The sequence below is a fragment of the Occultella gossypii genome (assembly GCF_019947135.1).
In the GTDB taxonomy this organism is placed as follows: Bacteria; Actinomycetota; Actinomycetes; order Actinomycetales; family Beutenbergiaceae; genus Occultella; species Occultella gossypii.
This window is the reverse complement of sequence record NZ_JAGSHT010000018.1, coordinates 73,371-91,614: the sequence shown is the minus strand read 5'-3', so window position 1 is coordinate 91,614 and position 18,244 is coordinate 73,371. Positions and strand designations below refer to the sequence as shown.

Sequence of the window (18,244 nt, the reverse complement as noted above, 5' to 3'; positions counted from 1 at the left end):
GCTGGAGGTGTCAGTACTCGTCCGACGGAAGGTCCACCCGGTCCGCGATCGCGGACCGTGCTCGAACGGACGCTGCGCGTACCGCGCGGTCCGGGTCGGAACGTGTCACATCGGCAAGCCGGCCCATGTGCTCGTGCTCGCCCACGGCCCCCAGAGAAGTGGCGGCGGCCGCGCGGACCCGGGGGACGCCGTCGTCCAGGAGAGCGGCGAGTCGGTCCGCGCCGGCGCCGACCTCACGCAGCCCGACTACCTTCGCGGCCATCTCCCGGACCCGCCACGCGGGATCGGTGAGGGCGCCCACCAGAGCCGCGGCGGCGCCGTCGGCAGCCGGTGTGCCCTCCGCCCAGCAGTACTGCATCGCCCGGGCCGCCCACACGCGCGACCAGTGCTCGAACATCGCGCCGCGGGCACCGGTGAGGTCGCCCGGCAGTGCGGACCCGGGCCGGCCGCCGATCCACGCGAGCGAATGGCGGCTGGTCAACGGGTCGGCGCCGGCGAGCAGGTCGGTGCACCAGTCGAGCACCTCGGAAGTGCCGAACTCACGCTCGGCCTGGGCAACCCAGACACTGGGATGGGCGCTCGGGTCGTCGGGGCCGTCGTCGCTCGCCTGACTCATCCATCCAGCCTGACATGGCTCGCATCCCGGGCAAGCCCGCGCGTCGGTGCCGCGCCCACCCGCCGGATCGGCAAGGATCGGGACATGGGAATCCTGAGGAGCATGCAGTGACCGATTTCGGAGTGATCGTGGGGACCGACGGCGTCGGTGCCGCCTGGTCGGCCGGCGTGGACTACGTGGAGCCGACGATCGTGGGCAATCTCGTGGTCCCGAGCCAGGACGGGGGGTGGATGCGCTCCCCGCACTACGACGGGGCTCCGAGCCCGTCGTTCGCGATCCTGTTTCCCGGAGAACTGCAGTTGGCGGATCCGAGTTTCCCGACCGAGCGCATCGACGCATATCTGGAGTCGGCGATGGCGATCGTTGGCTCGGCGGCCCAGCCCGGTGCCAAGATCGTGTTCGGCAGCGGTCGGGCCCGGACGCTGCCCGACGGCGTGGACGAGGCGCAGGGTCGTGCGCTGCTCGCGCGGGTGCTAACCCGGGCGCGGGACGTGGCCGCCCGGCACGACCTGCGGGTGCTGCTCGAGCCCCTGCACACCGGCGAGACCAACATGATCAACTCGATCGCCGAGGCCGTGGCGTTCCTGGACGAGTTCGGCATCACGGGCGTCCAGGTGGTGGCGGACCTGTTCCACGTCATGACCGCCGGGGAGAGTCTCGACGTCGTGCGGGACCAGGGCGCACGGATCGGGCACGCCCACATCGCCGACTCGGGCCGCATCCCGCCCGGGCAGGGGAACTGGCCGTTGCCTGAGTTCCTGGCGGCGCTCCGTGAGGGTGGTTACGCGGGGCCGGTGAGCGTGGAGTGCCACTTCACCGACCTCGAGCCGGAGCTCCGGGACTCCCTCGCCCATCTGCGCGCGCTCGACGCGGCGGCCTGAGCCCGCTGCGCCCAGCAGACCGTCGAGGCCGCACCTGTCGCCGCTGAGTTGCAGCGAGCAGGTGCGGCCTTCGGCTTCCGCAATCTGCCAACGCATCGGTGGCGAGGAACTTCGGCAGGATCAGCGGCAGGAACGTGTTCACCATCCCAAGGTCCGATCTCTCGGATCGCTGGGAGGGCGCGTCCGTCCGGGCGTGGATGCGGGGTCAGGGCAGCGGCCGCACCGACCCGGAGAAATGCACCTTGCCGCTGCGCGGGTCCCAACCGAGGTAGTCGGTGCCGCCCTCGGTCGGGGTCAGGTTCAGGGCCACCTGACCCGGGAGGAGGACAGGCTTGGCGAACTCCACGTCCCACGCGAAGGTGTCCCCGCGGGCGGGGCCGACGGCTGCCAGTGCGCGTGATGCCGTGTACATCCCGTGCGCGATGGCCTTGGAGAAACCGAACAGCTTCGCACTGAGGCTGGTGAGGTGGATCGGGTTCCTGTCTCCGGACACGTCCGCGTAGCGGCGCCCGGTGGACGCGCCGAGCTTCCAGTTCGCCGTCACGGCAGGCAACGGCGCCTCGGGATCCCGCCCGCCCGCGGGCCGTGACCCGTCGGCCGCCTCGACGAGCGCGAGCCCCTTGAGCGGCTTGCCCTTGGCCAGGTAGGTGGACACCCCGCGCCAGAGCACGTCCAGGCCGTCGGCCTGGCCGACCTCGGTGACCAGGTCCACCTGCGTCCCCGAGCGGTGCGCGCGCAGGTTCTGGGCCCACGCCCGGACCGTCAGGACGTCCTGGGCGTGGACCGGATGACGCTGCTCGACGTGGTTGGCCACGTGCACCATGCCCATCAGCGGCAGCGGGAAGTCCTCCCGGGCCATCACGGCCATGGCGACCGGGAACCCGAGCACGTGCACGTAGCCGGCGGGCAGGGTGTCCGTGCCGGCTTCACCGAGCAGGTGCTGGTAGGCGGCCAGCTGGGACTGGTCGACCCGAACGTCGTCGACCCGGTAGGCGATCTCGGGCAGTCGGGCCACGATCGGGCCGGGCCGGCGCACCATCAGGCGGGCGGACCTGGCCACCGCCTGCCCGTACAGCGAGGTGAGCGAGGGAACCTCGGGCAGGATCTGCTCGCGGCGGGCGCTCACTGGCCCACCAGGTTCTGCCCGCACACCCGCAGTACCTCGCCGTTGATGCCACCGGCCTGCGGCGACGCCAGGAACGCGATCGTCTCGGCGACGTCCACTGGTTGCCCGCCCTGCTGCAGCGAGTTCAGCCGGCGGGCGACCTGGCGGGTGAGCGCGGGGATCCGCGCCGTCATCTCGGTCTCGATGAAGCCCGGCGCGACGGCGTTCGCGGTGCCCGCGCCGTCGGCGAGACGTGGCGCCAAGGCGCGGGTCATCCCGATCACGGCGGCCTTGGAGAACCCATAGTTCGTCTGACCGCGGTTGCCGGCGATCCCCGACGTGGACGCGAGCGAGACGAGCCGCAGCCCGTCCGGGCTCAGTCCGTCGGCGGCCAGGAACGCCTCGTTCATGCGCAGCTGCGCCTCGACGTTCACGGCGATGACCGAGTCCCAGTGGTCCGGCTTCATGTTCGCGAGGAGCTTGTCCCGCGTGATCCCGGCGTTGTGCACCACGATGTCGATCCTGCCGTACCGGGACCTGGCCCGCTCGATGATGCGCGCGGCGGCGTCGCCCGAGGTGATGTCGAGCTGCAGCGCGATGCCGCCGACCTGGTTCATCACCGTGGCCAGCGACTCCCCGGCCGCCGGCACGTCGACGCCGAGTACCTGCGCGCCGTCCCGGTGCAGTACTCGCGCGATCTCCGCGCCGATGCCGCGCGCGGCTCCCGTCACGACGGCGACCCGCCCCTGGAGCGGACGCGTCCAGTCCGCCGGTGCGACGCCGTCGGCGGTGTTCACGTGGACGAACTGGCCGTCCACGAACGCCGAGCGGGCGGACAACAGGAACCGCAGGGCCCCGACGGCGGACGGCGCGTCGGGACTGATCTGATCGCCCAGCACGATGCCGTTGCCGGTCGCACCGGCGCGCAGTTCCTTCGCGATCGAGCGGAGCAGACCGTCCACCCCGGTGCGCACTGCCGCGACGGCCGGCTCGTCGTCCGGGCCGGCCGCCCGGGAGACGGTGACCACACGGCCCCCGGGGGCGAGCGAGCGCAGCACCGACCCGAGCGCGAGGACCCGCTGAGAGGCCTGCTCGGGGCGGGTCAGGTCGGTCAGGACCACGACGACGGCGCCGACCGGGGAGTCCGGGACGTTGCGGTGCACGTCCAGGTCCCAGCCGAGCAGCGTACGGGCGATCGCGTCCGTGTCCGGGCCCTCGCCGATGACCAGCGCCCGGCCCGGGATGAGCGGGGTGTCGACGGCGGCCGGGTCGGTGCGCCGCAGGTGTGCCGGGCGCGGCAGTCCGAGCTTCTTCGCGAGCGTCTTCGTGACGCCCGAGTTCACGAGCTCGAGGTAGGCGTCGCTCATGCTGCTTCCAGGATCATCGCAACGGCCTGGCCACCGGCGGCACAGACGGAGATGAGTCCGCGCACCGGTCCGCCGTCCGGCCGGGACTGCTTCGCCCGTGACAGCAGGGTGGCCAGGGTGCCGACGATCCGGGCACCGGTGGCGCCGAACGGGTGCCCGGCGGCCAGCGAGGAACCGGCCACGTTGAGCACGGCCGGGTTGAGCCTGCCGAGCGGGGGGAGGCCGACCTTGGAGACCATGAACTTCTCGTCCGCCCACGCGGCCGTGGTGGTGAGCACGGTGGAGGCGAACGCCTCGTGGATCTCGATGAAGTCGAAGTCGGCGAGAACCAGCTTGTTGCGGTGCAGCAGCCGCGGCACGGCGTAGGCGCCGCCCATCAGCAGGCCCTCCTCGCCGCGGACGAAGTCGACCGCGGCGGCCTCGGCGTCGACCACGTGCGCGAGCACCGGCAGCCCGCGCTCGGCGGCCCACTCGTCCGTGCCGAGCAGAACGGTCGCGGCGCCGTCGGACAGCGGCGTGGAGTTGCCCGCCGTCATCGTGGCGACGCCCTCACCGAGGCCCTTGCCGAACACGGGCTTGAGCTTCGCGAGCTTCTCCGCGGAGGTGTCCGAGCGCAGCGACTCGTCCCGGACGAGGCCGCGGTAGGGCGTGATCAGGTCGTCGAAGAGACCGTCCTCGTAGGCCTGCGCAAGGTTCTTGTGGGACGCCAGAGCGATCTCGTCCTGGGCCTCGCGGGTGATCTTCCACTTCAGCGTGGTGAGCGCCTGGTGCTCACCCATCGACAGCCCGGTGCGGGGCTCGGCGACGTCCGGGGCCACGGGAGCCAGGTCTCCGGGCCGGATGCTCGCGACCAGCTTCAGTCGGTCCGGGAGGGTCTTGGCGCGGGAGAGCTTGATGAGGGTGCGGCGGAGCCGGTCGCTGACCACGATCGGAGCGTCCGAGGTGGAGTCCACACCGGCGGCGATCCCGGAGTCGATCTGGCCGAGGGCGATCTTGTTCGCGATCGCGGTCACGGTCTCGAGGCTCGTGCCGCAGGCGCGCTGGACGTCGAACGCCGGGGTCTGCGGGGACAGTGCCGACCCCAGGACGGCCTCGCGGGTCATGTTGAAGTCGCGGGAGTGCTTGAGCACCGCGCCGCCGGCCACGTCCCCCAGCCGCTCGCCCTGCAGCTGGAACCGGGCCACCAGTCCGGAGAGGGCGGCGCCGAGCATGTCCAGGTTGGTGGCATTGGCGTACGCGCCACCGGCCTTCCCGAAGGGGATGCGGTTGGACCCGATCACCGCGGCGCGGCGGGGGCTGGAATTGCTGGGCATGGAACTCCTCGTTCTGATCGTTGCGACTCGGAACTGATGGTCGTGGTCGTGCTCTGATCGTGGCCTGATCAGGCGCCGGAGCGCATCCGGAGCCCGGCGTGTCAGGTGCGGTTCCCGCATCGACACGTGCCTACTACCAACAGTACCTGATACTGTCAGTACGTGAGTAGGGCAACAGTCATCACCACACCGGCGGAGCCGCAGGGCTCCGATGCGGACGGCCGCTCGCGCCGATGGGACACCCACCGTGCCGAGCGCCGGGCCGAGTTGTGCCACGCCGCGCGCCGGGCCGTGCACCACGGCGGCGCCGAGCTGTCGATGGATGAGATGGCCGCCCAGATGGGCACCTCGAAGTCGATCGTCTACCGCTATTTCACGGACAAGGCCGGCCTCCGGTCCGCCGTCGGGGCCATGGTCCTGGCGGAGATGTCCGGTGCGTTCGAGGAGGCCGCGCACGGCGCCGGCAGCCCACAGGACCGGCTCCGCGCGATGGTCGGGATCTACGTCGGCACCCTGGCGCAGTCGACGAACGTCTACCGGTTCGTGACCCGGTCAGGTGACGGTGCCCCCGGCCCGGACGCGGACGTCTCCGACTTCCTGACCACCCTCACCGACTACGTCGCGGCGCCCCTGCGAGAGGTGCTGACCGGATCCACGTCCGACCCGCGCCTGGCCGACGCCTGGGCGGCCGGCGTGGTCGGGTTCGTACGGGGGTCGGCCGAGTCCTGGCTCGCTCTGGACCCCGCGGACCGCTTGGACCCGGACCGCCTCGTGGTCCTCATCAGCAACTGGCTCTGGGCCGGGGCGAGCGCCCCGCTGCCCGGCATCACCCGGATCTCGACAGTTCCAACGGAGGAAGCATGAGCAGCACCGCCAAGCCCACCACCCCCGCGCGTCTGCAGTTCGACACCGCGGTCGTCGCCGATCTGGTGGACGGCCGCTGGGCCCATATCCGCCGCGAGATGCGCGAGTGGATGCTGGACGAGCGGTTCCGCAAGATCGAGGGTCAGCCCTACCGTGAGCACCGCGCACGGGTCCTCGAGCAGGCCAAGCTCCTGGTGGAGCACGGACTGGTGCAGCGGGCGTTCCCGGCGCGACTGGGCGGCTCGGACGACCCGGGCGGCAACATCGCCGGCTTCGAGGAGCTCGTGGTCGGGGACCCGTCCCTGCAGATCAAGGGCGGCGTCCAGTGGGGCCTGTTCGCGGCGGCGATCCTGCACCTGGGCACCGACCACCACCACGACACGTTCCTGCCCGGCGCCATGGACCTGACCGTGCCCGGCTGCTTCGCGATGACCGAGATCGGCCACGGCTCCGACGTCGCCGAGCTCGCGACGACCGCGACGTACGACCCGCAGACCGAGGAGTTCGTCATCAACACCCCGTTCCGCGGGGCGTGGAAGGACTACATCGGCAACGCCGGCGAGCACGGCACCGCCGCGGTGGTGTTCGCGCAGCTGATCACCGGCGGCGTGAACCACGGCGTGCACGCCTTCTACACCCCGATCCGGGCCACGAATGAGGATGGCACCACCGGGGACTTCCTGCCCGGCGTGCAGGGCGAGGACGACGGCCTCAAGGGTGGCCTGAACGGCGTCGACAACGGCCGGCTCGCGTTCGAGAACGTGCGGATCCCGCGGACCAACCTGATGAACAGGTACGGGGACGTCACGCCCGAGGGCGAGTACTCCTCGCCGATCGACAGCCCCGGACGCCGGTTCTTCACTATGCTCGGCACGCTCGTCCAGGGCCGGGTCTCGCTCGGCGGGTCCTCCGTGGCGGTGTCCAAGATGGCACTGGCCACGGCGATCCGGTACGGCAACGAGCGCCGCCAGTTCACCGGCGCCGATGACACGGTCGAGACCGTGATCATGGACTACCAGCAGCACCAGCGCCGGCTGCTGCCGCTGCTGGCCCGCACCTACGCGGCCCAGTTCACCCACAACCAGCTGCTGCAACGCTTCCACGAGGTGTTCTCCGGGGAGTTCGACACCGACTCCGACCGACAGGACCTCGAGACCCTCGCCGCCGCGTCGAAGCCGCTGAGCACCTGGCTCGCGATGGAGACCATCCAGACCGCTCGCGAGGCCTCCGGTGGCGCCGGGTACATGGCCGAGAACAAGCTGGTCGGCCTGCACCAGGACATGGACGTGTACACCACGTTCGAGGGCGACAACACGGTGCTGCTGCAGCTCGTCGGCAAGCGCCTGCTCACCGACTACGGCCGGTCCATGGCGAAGATGGATGTCGCGGGAGCGGTGCGATACGTGGCCGACCGGGCGGTGGACATGACCCTGCACCGCACCCCGTTGCGCCGCGCCGCGCAGTCCATCCAGGACTGGGGCTCCAAGGCCCGTTCGGCGGGTGAGCTCCGCGATCCCGAGGCCCAGCGCGAGCTCCTCGAGGACCGCGTCGAGACCATGATCGAGGGCATCGCGACCTCGCTCCGGGCTGCCAAGGGTGCCTCGCCCGAGGTCGGCGCCGAACTGTTCAACGACAACCAGCACGAGCTCATCGAGGCGGCCCGCGCCCACGGCGAGCTGCTGCAGTGGGAGGCGTTCACCGAGGCGCTCGCCCGGATCGAGGACCCGGACACCCGCCAGGTGCTGACCTGGCTGCGGGACCTGTTCGGGCTGGTGACCATCGAGAAGAACCTCTCCTGGTACCTGATCCACGGCCGGATCTCCACCCAGCGGGCCGCGACCGTGACCTCCTACATCAACCGCCTGCTACCCCGTCTGCGGGTGCACGCCGGCGACCTGGTGGAGGCGTTCGGCTACACCGACAAGCACATCGGCGCCACCATCGGGACGGGCGTCGAGGCCGAGCGCCAGGCCGAGGCACGCGAGTACAAGCGTGAGCAGCGGGCGAGCGGCAACGAGCCCGTCACGGAGAAGGCGCTCCGAGCCAAGGAGAAGGCGGAGCGCAAGACCAAGGTCAACGCCTGACCGGGGTCCCGATCGCGCGGTCCGGCGACGCCCGGGCAGCAAACGCTCCGCCCCCGCGCGCCGACCCAGTCGCCAAGCCCTCGAGTCAGTCAGTTTGATCTGATTGACTCGAGGGCTTCACGACGTGGTCGGTGGCCCGGCGCCACCCACGTCCGCTCGTGACGCCCGGGTGGCTCGTCGGTTGGCCTCGTGCTCCTCGCGCAGCCAGGGGGGACCGGCGGCCAGGCGCGGGTCGTCGTCGCCACCGTCCTCGGCCGGCCCGGCCAGCTCGTCCAGGTAGGCGCGGTCCGCGCGCAGCCGGGCCGTGGGGGAGTCGGCGGTACCGGCCAGGGCCGGATGCCCGTGCCCCGGGATGAGCACCGCCGCCTTCTCGACGTACGGCGCGAGCCGGTCCAGCCCGCGTGCGTACGCCTCGAGCCCAGTCTCGCCGGCCAGGGGGATCTCGAGGTCGGAGAGCATGTCCCCGGCGATCAGGACGTCCACCCCGGGCACCCAGAGCGCCCCGTGCCCCGGCGCGTGCGCATCGTGCACGACGACCGCGGCGACGCCTCCTGCCCAGGGCAACGCCCCGCCGTCGAACGCCGTGACCTGGCCCGCGAGCGGCCGCAGGTCCGCCGTCAGTGCGGCGCGTACCTCGTCGATATGCCCGACGGCGGAACTCGCCGCCGCGGTCGTGGCAAGTCGCGGACCGGTTCCGAAACGCTCGTGCCAGAGCAGGTGGTCGTGGTGGGCATGGGTGGACCAGCCGAGGACCACGCGCAGCGATCGCGCGGCGAGGAGGTCGGCGATCGCGTCGAGTTCGTCGGCGTGCCAGGCCGGGTCGACGAGGACGGCGTCGTGCCCGTCGTGCAGCACCGTGGTGGTCGTGTGCATGGTGCGGGAGGTGAGCACGATGATGCCCGCGACCGGTTCCAGCGGGTCGGCGGCATGCTCCATCGGATCAGTGTGACGCAGGCGCCACCACCCGCCCTCCAAGACCGGGTTAGGGTGGCCTTAGTCAAAGTCAAGGAGTTGGTCATGTCCCAGCCTGAGCCGAGCCGCCGCGGAGCGTCCGCGATCCGGGCCGAGGTGGTCTCCGCCGAGAACGTCACCCCACACATGCGGCGGGTGGTGCTGTCCGGCCTCGGGGGGCAGCCGCTGCCGATCGAGTTCAGTGGGTTGACCGACGCATACGTGAAACTGGTGCTGCCGCGGCCGGGCTCCGGGGTGAGCGAGCCGTTCGACCTGGACGAGCTCAAGGGGACCCTTCCCGCCGAGCAGTGGCCGGTACTGCGCACCTATACGATCCGCGCGTGGGACGCCCAGACCGGCCGGATGACCCTGGACTTCGTGGTCCACGGCGACGAGGGGATCGCCGGGCCGTGGTCGGTCCTGGTCGAGCCGGGGGACCAGGTGCAGTTCCGAGGTCCCGGCGGCGGGTACGCGCCGGATCCCACGGCGGACTGGCACCTGTTGATGGGCGACGAGAGCGCGCTGCCCGCGATCGCGGCCGCCCTGGAGGCGATGCCGACCGACGTCCCGGTGCGCGCGTTCATCGAAGTCTCCGACCCGGCCGAGGAGCAGCCCCTGCTGACGGCCGCTCAGGCGCAGGTGCGGTGGATCCACCGGGAGACCTCGCCGCGCCCACCGGGGGTGGAACTGGTGGAGGCCGTGCGGGAGCTGGAGTTCCTGCCGGGCCGGGTGCAGGCCTTCGTGCACGGGGACGCGGACGTGGTCCGCGAGATTCGCTCGCACCTCCGCTTCGAGCGGCGCCTGCCGGCCGAGGGCCTGTCCATCTCGGGATACTGGCGCCGAGGCCTGGACGACGAGGGGTGGCGGGCTGCCAAGCGCGAATGGAAGGCGGCCGTGGACGCCGAGGAGGCGGCGCACGCCTGAGCGGAGGCGAGGAATACCGCCGATCGGTGCGAGGTTGACTGGCGATGAGCTCCCGCAAGAATGTCGGCTTCCTGTCCTTCGGGCATTGGACCCCGCATCCCACCTCGGCCGTCCGGACCGCCGCTGACGCGCTGCTGCAGAGCATCGACCTCACGGTTGCCGCGGAGGAGCTCGGCGCGGACGGCGCCTACTTCCGCGTGCACCACTTCGCTCGGCAGCTCGGCTCGCCGTTCCCGCTTCTGGCGGCGGCCGGAGCCAGGACGAGCCGGATCGAGATCGGCACCGGCGTGATCGACATGCGCTACGTGAACCCGCTGACCTTCGCCGAGGACGCCGGTGCCGCGGATCTCATCGCCGGCGGCCGGCTCCAGCTCGGGATCTCCAGGGGTTCACCGGAGCAGGTCGTCGACGGATGGCGCCACTTCGGCTTCGCGCCCGACGAGGGTGAGACGGACGCCGACATGGCGCGCCGGCACACCGAGCTGGCGCTGACGGTGCTCGCCGGCGAGCAGTTCGCCGAGCCGAACCCGCGGCCGATGTTCCCGAACCCGCCCGGTCTGCTCCGGATCGAGCCGTACTCCGAGGGCCTGCGGCGGCGCATCTGGTGGGGTGCGGGTTCGGATGCGACGGCACGCTGGACCGCACAGCAGGGCATGAACCTGATGTCGTCGACGCTCAAGTTCGACGAGTCGGGCGAGCCCTTCCACGTGCAGCAGCGCAAACAGATCGATGCCTACCGCGCGGAGTGGGCCGAGCACGACCACGGCTTCGAACCGCGTGTGTCGGTGTCGCGGTCGATCTTCCCGATCGTTGACGACCGTGACCGCAGCTACTTCCTCGGCAGTGGCGACCGGGCCGATCAGTTCAGCCAGATCGACGGCACCCGGGCCGTGTTCGGCCGCTCGTACGCCGACGAACCCGAGGCGCTCGTCGGGCAGCTCCGGGGTGACGAGGCGATCGCAGCGGCCGACACGGTGCTGCTGACGGTCCCGAACCAGCTCGGCGTCGACTACAACGCGCACGTCCTGGAGTCGGTGCTCACGCACGTCGCACCCGGGCTGGGCTGGCGCTGAACGTCACCGCCGGGCGCGGTGGAGGTCGCGCCCGGCGGTCCTGTGCCGCCCGTCAGATGCCGACCATGGCCATGCCGGCGTCGTTGTAGCGGTTGCCGCTGACCGGGATGCGGTCCGTGAGGGCGTCGAGATCGGCGACCTCGTCCGCGGACAGGCCGACGGCGGTCGCGGCGGCGTTCTCCTCTACGCGAGCGATCCGCCGGGTGCCCGGGATCGGGACGATCCAGGGCTGCTTCGCGAGCAGCCATGCCAGCGCGATCTGACCGGGGCTCACGCCCTTGGCCGCCGCCAGCGTCCGGACGTGGTCAACGATCGCGGCGTTCGCGGCCAGGTTGCCGGCCTCGAACCGGGGCACGCGGTTGCGGATGTCGCCCTCGGCGAAGCTGGTGGATGTGTCCACGGTGCCGGTGAGGAAGCCCTTGCCGAGCGGGCTGAACGGGACGAACCCGATGCCGAGCTCGGCGAGCGTGGGCAGCACCTCGGGCTCGGGGTCGCGGGTCCACAGTGAGTACTCGCTCTGCACGGCGGTGACCGGGTGCACGGCGTGGGCGCGGCGGATCGTGCCGGCCCCCGCCTCGGAGAGGCCGAAGTGCCGGACCTTGCCGGCCTGGACGAGTTCGGCGACGGTGCCCGCGACGTCCTCGATCGGGACGTTCGGGTCCACCCGGTGCTGGTAGAAGAGGTCGATGACGTCGGTGCGCAGCCGCTTCAGTGACGCGTCGGCGACCCGGCGGATCTGCTCCGGGCGACTGTCGACACCGGACGACGTGCCGTCGACGATGTTCCAGCCGAACTTGGTGGCGATGACGACGTCGCCGCGGATCGGCTCGAGGGCTTCGCCGACGAGCTCCTCGTTCACGTAGGGGCCGTAGACCTCCGCGGTGTCGATGAACGTGACGCCCCGCTCGACGGCGCCGCGCAGCACGCCGATCATGTCGTCGCGGCTGCCGGGGTTGGGCCCGTAGCTCTGGGACATGCCCATGGCGCCGAGGCCGATCGCGGAGACCTGCAGGTCCGGTCCGAGGGTGCGGGTGTGCATGGTGGCTTCCTTCTCGTTGGGGTGATTCCTTCAGGGCAGCAGGTTCGCGAAGAGACGCTTGCGAATGCGCTCCAGTTCCGACTCGTCGTTGGTGAGGGCGATCGTGCCGCTCAGCTCGACCGTGAAGATGTCCGGGTCGGCCTCGGCCGCATCGATGAGCCCGGTGACCCAGGAGCGCTGATGCCGGTAGACCGCTACCCGGACGCCCTTGCGGACCAGTGCGAGGACGACGCCGGCCAGGTCCGGGTGCGCCGGACGTGCCTCGACGTCCGTGATGGTGGTCGGGTCCTCCGCGGTGGAGCCGCCGGACAAGCGCAGGCGCTCCAGGCCTGGCATCCGTAACAGGAACGAGCCATCGGCGCCGTCCAGGTCGAGTCGCATCCGCCGCACGGCCAGACCGACGAGGGGGGTCAGGTCCGCGTTGCGGGTGATCCGGGTCAGATGCAGTTCGGTCAGCTCGGGCAGGCCGAGGATCGGTTCGACCCCGAGCAGGCCGGGCGCTCCCTCGGCGCCCACCCGGAGCGTGCGCAGGGCGGTGCACTCGGCCAACGGAGACAGGTCGGCGCCGTCGGTGAGGACCACGTCCAGGCTGGTCAGGTCGGGTACGGCGCCGATGCCCTCGATCGAGGGGGCCACGCCGAGGTCGAGCGTGTACGGCGACTGGCGGAACATGGTGGCCGCGAACTCGCGGCGGTCGAAGTTGCCCCACGCCTTGTGCAGCTCGCCGAGCACGGCGTCGGGATAACTCTCCTGCGCGTACTGCCCGAGCACGGTCAGCGCCTGCGGGGTGGCGATCGTGCCAAGGGCACGGATCGCGGCGTTACGGCCCGCCGCCTTCTGGTCCGGATGCAGGGCGAGGTCGGTGGGGTCGACGTCCGGGTGTGCGGCCAGCCACCGCTTGACCTCAGAGACCTTCTGCGGGAGGTCGGGGCCGGGCGCCGCAGGAGCGGACGGCTTCGCGAGGTCGGCCGCATGCTTGGCCGCGGCGCGACGGATTGTGGCAAGTTTCCTCGCGACGTTCGCATCGTCGTCGAGAAGGCCGGCCACGCGGTCCACGACGCCGACGTCGACGCGGGCGGCGAGCGTCAACAACCCCCAGAACTCCTGGGGCTGGGACGTCAGGTACCTGATCTCAACGTCGGGGGACGGGGCCAGGCCCAGGGCCACGGCGAGCCCGGCGTCCTCCACCAGCGCCAGCGCCGCCCGCTCGGCGGGCGGGTCGCCGGCGGACTTGGCCATGCCCTTGATGGCATTGGGCTGGTTCGAGAAGTTGTTGATCCGGTCCAGCAGCGCTTCGGCGGCGTCGGCGCCGAGATACGCGCTCAGGCCGGTCAGGATCGGGTCGTCGAAGCTGTCCATCGGGGTTCCCCTATGAGTCGCGGGTGTCGGTTCCGGGCCCATCGCCCGACCATGCACGAGGCTAGGGGCCTTCCGCCGTCCCATCGACCCGAACCGCACCGCACCGGACCGGCCAGATGCTGCGGGTCCGCGCAGACCACAGTGTGGCTCGAGCACGCCGCCGACGAGGAGTACCGCCCGGCGTGAGCTCGGCGGGTAGCCTGCGCGTCGTGGAGTTCGTGGAACTGACCGACGGCGCGCAACTGGCCACGTGGACCGTGCCAGGTCCCGAGTTGGACGCCAACCGCCCCGCCGTGATCCTCGTGCACGGCGGCCCCGGGCTGTGGGACTACCTCGAACCGCTGGGCGCACTGCTCGCCGACCTGAGCACGGTGCACCGTTACGACCAGCGCGGCTGCGGTCGCTCCTCGGCGTCGGAGGAACTGACGATGGAGCGGTTCGTCGCCGACCTCGAGGAGTTGCGGATCGCGTTCGGGCATGAGCGGGTGGTGGTCTTGGGGCACTCGTTCGGCGCGACGCTCGCGCTCGCGTACGCCGGCACGCACCCGGACCGGGTGGCGGGCCTGGGCTACCTCGACGGCACCGGCATCGGTGACTGGCGGACGGCGTCGCGGGCCGAGGCGGCGCGTCGCCGGGCGCCCTGGGCCGAGCGGTTCGCCGCCCTCGACGGACGCGAGCGCACCCGCGCCGAGGAGACCGAGTGGCGCCGGATCCAGTGGGCCAGCGACTACGCCGACCCGGTCGCCGGCTACGACCTGGCGCGGGGGATGGCCGAGGCGCCGCATCAGATCAACCACGCCGCGAACCGGAGCCTGATGGCTTTCGGCGACGCGGACCAAATCGCTTGGGCTGCCGCGGCCCGCTGCGCGATCGCGTTCGTCCACGGCACGGCGGACCCGCGGCCCGCCGAGAACGTCGTGGCGCTGGCCGGCTACGCCCACCGGCCGCGAAAGCGCATCGTCTCCGACGCCGGTCATCTGCCGTGGGTCGAGCAACCGGAGCAGGTCCGCGAGATCCTCCACGAGATCGTCCTGACCGCGCAACCGTGACGGCCCGCGTGTCATGCCGTCGACCAGCGTTCGAATGTATGTTCGAATGGGGAGATGCGATGGGAAGCGCGGGAACTCACGACCACCGATGACACGGCGCTGCTGCCGCTCAAGGGCCTGGTGCGCAGCGTCTGCACGCCCGAGTTCGCCGGGGTCACCTTCCACGAGGTGCTCTGCCGCAGCGCCCTGAACAAGGTGCCGGGCAACTCCGAGATGCCGTTCGGGTGGACGATCAACCCAACCCGAGGTTGCCTGCACCGGTGCACCTACTGTTTCGCCCGCAAGACCCACGAGTACCTCGACCTGGACTCCGGCAACGACTTCGACACCCAGATCATCGTCAAGACGAACCTCGTCGAGGTGCTCCGCAAGGAACTGGCCCGGCCCTCCTGGAAGCGTGAGCACGTGGCGTTGGGCACCAACTCGGACCCATACATGCGCGCGGAGGGTCGCTACCGGCTGATGCCCGGCGTGATCGAGGCGCTCGCCGGTTCCGGCACCCCGTTCTCCGTCCTGACCAAGGGCCCGCTGCTCAAGCGCGACCTGCCGCTGCTGGTCGCCGCCGCCGAGCGGGTCGAGGTCGGCCTCGGGGTCTCCCTGGCGTTCGTCGACCCCGACCTGCAGCAGCGCGTCGAGCCCGGCACCCCGACCCCGAAGGCCCGTCTCGATCTGGTCCGCGCCATCACGGGTGCCGGGCTCGACTGCACCGTGATGGCGATGCCGATCCTGCCCTGGCTGACCGACTCCGATGCCCACCTGGACGCGCTGTTCGGCGCCGTCGCCGAGGCCGGCGCCACCTGGATCACGGCCGGTGCCCTGCACCTGCGCCCCGGTGCCCGTGAGTGGTTCCTAGCCTGGCTCGGCCGCGACCACCCCGAGCTCGTGCCCCGGTACCGCACCCTGTACGACGGCGGGTCGTACGTCTCCGTCGAGTACCGCGAGTGGCTCACCGGGCGGCTTCGCGCCACCCGGCGGCGGCACGGGTTCGTCTCCCGGGAGAACCGCCAATTCCCGCTGCGCGGGACCATGCCCGACGGCGGTGCCGCCTCGGTCCCGACGCTTGAGCCCGGCGGTGGGCAGGAGCAGCTGGCGCTGTTCTGAGGCGGTGAACGCGGTCGACCCGGCCCGCGGCGGGTGTCACTCCCGCCGCGCGATCACCGCGGCGAGGCGCCCGACAGCGTCGTCCACCCGCGCGTCGGCGAGGTTGCCGTAACCCAGCACGAGCGCCTGGGGCGGGGGTTCGCCGTGGTCGTCGGGCGCCGCGGGAACCCGCTGATACCGGCCGAGCGAGACGACGGCGACGCCGCGGGCACCGGCGCGAGTGACGACGTCGTCCGCCACGACCCCGGGCGGCAGCTCGAGCACGAGGTGCATGCCCGCGGCGAGCCCGGTCACGGAGCAGCCCGGAAGGTGGCGCGCGAGTGCGTCGACGAAGGCGTCTCGCCGACGCCGCAGCCCCGTGCGGACGGCCCGGAGGTGACGTTCGTACCAGCCCCGTTCGATCATCTCGGCGACGGTGAGTTGAGTGAGCACCCCCGGCGTGAGCGGCGCGCCGCCAGGGGCGGTGACGTCATCGACCAGGGCCGGCGGGCCCACCAGCCACCCCAGCCCGACGGCCGACGACAGCGACTTCGACAGCGACCCGAGGAGCACGACGTGAGCCGGGTCGAGCGCCTGGAGCGCTGCGGAGGGCTTGCGGTCGTAGCGGAACTCGGCGTCGTAGTCGTCCTCCACGACGATGCCGTTGCGCTCGCGGGCCCATGCCGTCACCTCCGCACGTCTGGACGGCGACATGGCGACGCCGGTCGGGAACTGATGGGCGGGGGTGAGCAGGACGGCGCGCACGTCGTGGAGCTGCTGGAGGCGGTCGACCGCAAGCCCGTCCGAGTCGACGGCTATCGGCACCGTGGCCAGACCCGCTCGCCGGGCGAGATCCGGCAGCACGGGCCAACTCGGCTCCTCGATGGCGATCCGCCGGTGTCCGGCCGCAGCGAGGCGCGGCGCGAGCCATTCCATGGCGCTGCCCGCGCCCGTGGTGACGACCAGCGTGGCCGCGGTGGTGTCGACCGTGCGGGAGCGGCGCAGGTAGGCCGCGAGCACGTGGCGAGCGCGCGGGTGCCCGCCCGGGATCGCGCTGGCGAGGTCGGTCGCGGGCAACTCGGCGAGCATCCGCCGCGTCGCTTCGACCCAGCGGCTGCGAGGAAAGGCGCGAACGTCCGCCACTCCCGGGGCGAGGTCGTACGGGAGGCGAGCGGCGCCGTCGTGGACGTGGCTCCTCGTGCCAGCCGGGGCCGCGGCGGCGACGCCGGAACGAACGCGCGTCACGGAACCGGATCGTGACGTGAGGTACCCCTCCATCGCGAGTTGCGCGTACGCCTCCGTGACGGCCCAGCGGGAGCAGCCGAGGTCACGCGCGAGCGCACGACTCGGCGGCAGGGCGGCGCCGTCGGGGATGACGCCGGACGTGACCACGGTGCGGATCGCCGTCGTCAGGCGCACATGCAGGGGACCGCTCTCGCGCTCGAGGTCGAGAAGCGTCTCCCACGCCAGATCGGTCTGGATTTCACCCATCGATTCGGACCGTATCACCGGGCCGTCCCGGCCGTAGCGTGGAGACTCCGAAACGAGAGGACATCCCCATGCACGAGTTCACCCTCACCAGCGGCGACACCAACCTGTCCGTCAGCGCCCTGTGCCTCGGCACGATGTTCATGGGTACGCGGACGGACCCGGACACGTCGTTCGCGATCCTGGACGCCTACTACGAGGCCGGCGGTCGCTTCCTGGACACCGCCAACAACTACAACGCGTGGCTCGACGGGCACGGACGCGACAGCGAGGAGGTCCTCGGTCGCTGGCTCGCCGCCCGTGGTGTGCGCGACGAGATGACGATCGCCACGAAGGTGGGCGCCGCGAAGAAGGACCCGGCGCTGCCGCTCTCGGTAACGCCGCCGACGAACTACCAAGGGCTCGAGGCGTCGCTCGTGCGGCGCGAGGCCGAGCAGAGCCTGCGGACGCTCGGCGTGGAGCGGCTCGATGTCTACTACGCGCACGTCGACGACCGTGAGCTTGCGATCGAGGAGATCGCCGGCACGTTCGGCGAGCTCGCGAAGGCGGGGACCATCGGCGTCGGCGGGATGAGCAACACGACGACCTGGCGGTTCGCGCAGGCGCGCGCCGAAGCCCAGCGCACCGGCGTCCCCGCGTTCGGTGTCATCCAGCAGGAGAGCACGTACCTCCAGCCGCGTCCCGGTTCGCGCGCCAGCAACTTCGTGAACGGCGAGCTGCTCGACTACGTCGCTGCCCATCGGGATGTGACGATCGTGGCGTACGCACCGCAGTCCCAGGGTGTCTACGCGAACCCCGCGAAGCCGCTTCGCCCGGAACTCGACCACGCGGCGACGCCGTCGCGTCTGGCGGTCCTGGACCAGGTGGCCGAGGAGCTCGGAGCGACCCGGAACCAGGTGGTCCTGGCGTGGCTGCTCGGCGGCGACGTGCCGCAGCTTCCGGTGTTCGGCGCGAGCAGCCTGGCGCAGCTCCAGGAGGCACTCGGAGCGCTGACGGTGGAGATCCCGACCGAGCTCCGGGCTCGCCTCGACGCCGCCTGAGCGCGCTCGCG

The 18,244-nt window shown here is 71.6% G+C and carries 16 protein-coding genes; 8 read left to right on the top strand and 8 right to left on the bottom strand.

What is annotated here, in order from left to right; genetic code table 11:
• Positions 1-10: 10 nt before the first annotated feature.
• A complete protein-coding gene (locus tag KCQ71_RS19280) occupies positions 11-616 on the bottom strand; it encodes a HEAT repeat domain-containing protein (protein ID WP_223408946.1) in 606 nt (201 codons plus the stop codon).
• A 107-nt stretch (positions 617-723) separates the two neighbouring features.
• On the opposite strand from KCQ71_RS19280, the gene KCQ71_RS19275 reads away from it, so the two are divergent.
• A complete protein-coding gene (locus KCQ71_RS19275) occupies positions 724-1,497 on the top strand; it encodes a sugar phosphate isomerase/epimerase family protein (RefSeq protein WP_223408944.1) in 774 nt (257 codons plus the stop codon).
• A 205-nt stretch (positions 1,498-1,702) separates the two neighbouring features.
• Here the strand turns inward: KCQ71_RS19275 and KCQ71_RS19270 are convergent, their stop codons facing one another.
• Genes KCQ71_RS19270 through KCQ71_RS19260 form a run of 3 tightly spaced genes read right to left on the bottom strand, consistent with a single transcriptional unit; the run spans position 1,703 to position 5,282 of the window.
• Entirely contained in the window at positions 1,703-2,623 is a 921-nt protein-coding gene (locus tag KCQ71_RS19270) for a MaoC/PaaZ C-terminal domain-containing protein (RefSeq protein ID WP_223408942.1), read from the bottom strand.
• Positions 2,620-3,969 (bottom strand): 3-oxoacyl-ACP reductase, encoded by a 1,350-nt coding sequence (locus KCQ71_RS19265; protein WP_223408940.1) that lies wholly within the window; start codon positions 3,967-3,969, stop codon positions 2,620-2,622. Before KCQ71_RS19265 ends, KCQ71_RS19270 begins: the two co-directional genes overlap by 4 nt.
• Entirely contained in the window at positions 3,966-5,282 is a 1,317-nt protein-coding gene (locus KCQ71_RS19260; RefSeq protein ID WP_223408937.1) for an acetyl-CoA C-acetyltransferase, read from the bottom strand. Before KCQ71_RS19260 ends, KCQ71_RS19265 begins: the two co-directional genes overlap by 4 nt.
• A 162-nt stretch (positions 5,283-5,444) precedes the next feature.
• Here KCQ71_RS19260 and KCQ71_RS19255 point away from each other — a divergent pair, with 162 nt between their 5' ends.
• Positions 5,445-6,146, top strand: coding sequence for a TetR/AcrR family transcriptional regulator (locus KCQ71_RS19255; protein ID WP_223408935.1), 702 nt, complete (start codon positions 5,445-5,447; stop codon positions 6,144-6,146).
• Positions 6,143-8,230 (top strand): acyl-CoA dehydrogenase family protein, encoded by a 2,088-nt coding sequence (locus KCQ71_RS19250; RefSeq protein ID WP_223408933.1) that lies wholly within the window; start codon positions 6,143-6,145, stop codon positions 8,228-8,230. Before KCQ71_RS19255 ends, KCQ71_RS19250 begins: the two co-directional genes overlap by 4 nt.
• Positions 8,231-8,347: 117 nt before the next feature.
• Here the strand turns inward: KCQ71_RS19250 and KCQ71_RS19245 are convergent, their stop codons facing one another.
• The gene (locus KCQ71_RS19245; protein ID WP_223408931.1) at positions 8,348-9,166 is read right to left on the bottom strand and encodes an MBL fold metallo-hydrolase; all 819 of its coding nucleotides are present in this window, start codon (positions 9,164-9,166) and stop codon (positions 8,348-8,350) included.
• An 81-nt stretch (positions 9,167-9,247) separates the two neighbouring features.
• Between KCQ71_RS19245 and KCQ71_RS19240 the strand changes: the two genes are divergently transcribed.
• Positions 9,248-10,105 (top strand): siderophore-interacting protein, encoded by an 858-nt coding sequence (locus tag KCQ71_RS19240; RefSeq protein WP_223408929.1) that lies wholly within the window; start codon positions 9,248-9,250, stop codon positions 10,103-10,105.
• Positions 10,106-10,149: 44 nt separating this feature from the next.
• Positions 10,150-11,178 (top strand): LLM class flavin-dependent oxidoreductase, encoded by a 1,029-nt coding sequence (locus KCQ71_RS19235; protein ID WP_223408927.1) that lies wholly within the window; start codon positions 10,150-10,152, stop codon positions 11,176-11,178.
• 52 nt (positions 11,179-11,230) lie between these two features.
• On the opposite strand, the gene KCQ71_RS19230 is transcribed toward KCQ71_RS19235, so the two are convergent.
• Positions 11,231-12,217 carry an aldo/keto reductase gene (locus KCQ71_RS19230; RefSeq protein WP_223408925.1) on the bottom strand — a complete coding sequence of 329 codons (987 nt, stop codon included), beginning with the start codon at positions 12,215-12,217 and terminating at the stop codon, positions 11,231-11,233.
• A 30-nt stretch (positions 12,218-12,247) separates the two neighbouring features.
• Positions 12,248-13,576 (bottom strand): hypothetical protein, encoded by a 1,329-nt coding sequence (locus KCQ71_RS19225; RefSeq protein ID WP_223408923.1) that lies wholly within the window; start codon positions 13,574-13,576, stop codon positions 12,248-12,250.
• Positions 13,577-13,758: 182 nt separating this feature from the next.
• On the opposite strand from KCQ71_RS19225, the gene KCQ71_RS19220 reads away from it, so the two are divergent.
• Positions 13,759-14,625, top strand: coding sequence for an alpha/beta fold hydrolase (locus KCQ71_RS19220; RefSeq protein WP_223408921.1), 867 nt, complete (start codon positions 13,759-13,761; stop codon positions 14,623-14,625).
• A 54-nt stretch (positions 14,626-14,679) separates the two neighbouring features.
• Positions 14,680-15,726: an Rv2578c family radical SAM protein gene (locus KCQ71_RS19215; RefSeq protein WP_223408919.1), complete on the top strand. Its 1,047-nt coding sequence runs from the start codon at positions 14,680-14,682 to the stop codon at positions 15,724-15,726.
• 36 nt (positions 15,727-15,762) lie between these two features.
• Here the strand turns inward: KCQ71_RS19215 and pdxR are convergent, their stop codons facing one another.
• On the bottom strand, positions 15,763-17,196 hold the full coding sequence (pdxR, locus tag KCQ71_RS19210) for a MocR-like pyridoxine biosynthesis transcription factor PdxR (protein ID WP_223408917.1): 1,434 nt from the start codon (positions 17,194-17,196) through the stop codon (positions 15,763-15,765).
• 68 nt (positions 17,197-17,264) lie between these two features.
• Between pdxR and KCQ71_RS19205 the strand changes: the two genes are divergently transcribed.
• Complete coding sequence (locus tag KCQ71_RS19205; RefSeq protein ID WP_223408915.1) at positions 17,265-18,233, top strand: aldo/keto reductase; 969 nt, start codon at positions 17,265-17,267, stop codon at positions 18,231-18,233.
• Positions 18,234-18,244: the final 11 nt, after the last annotated feature.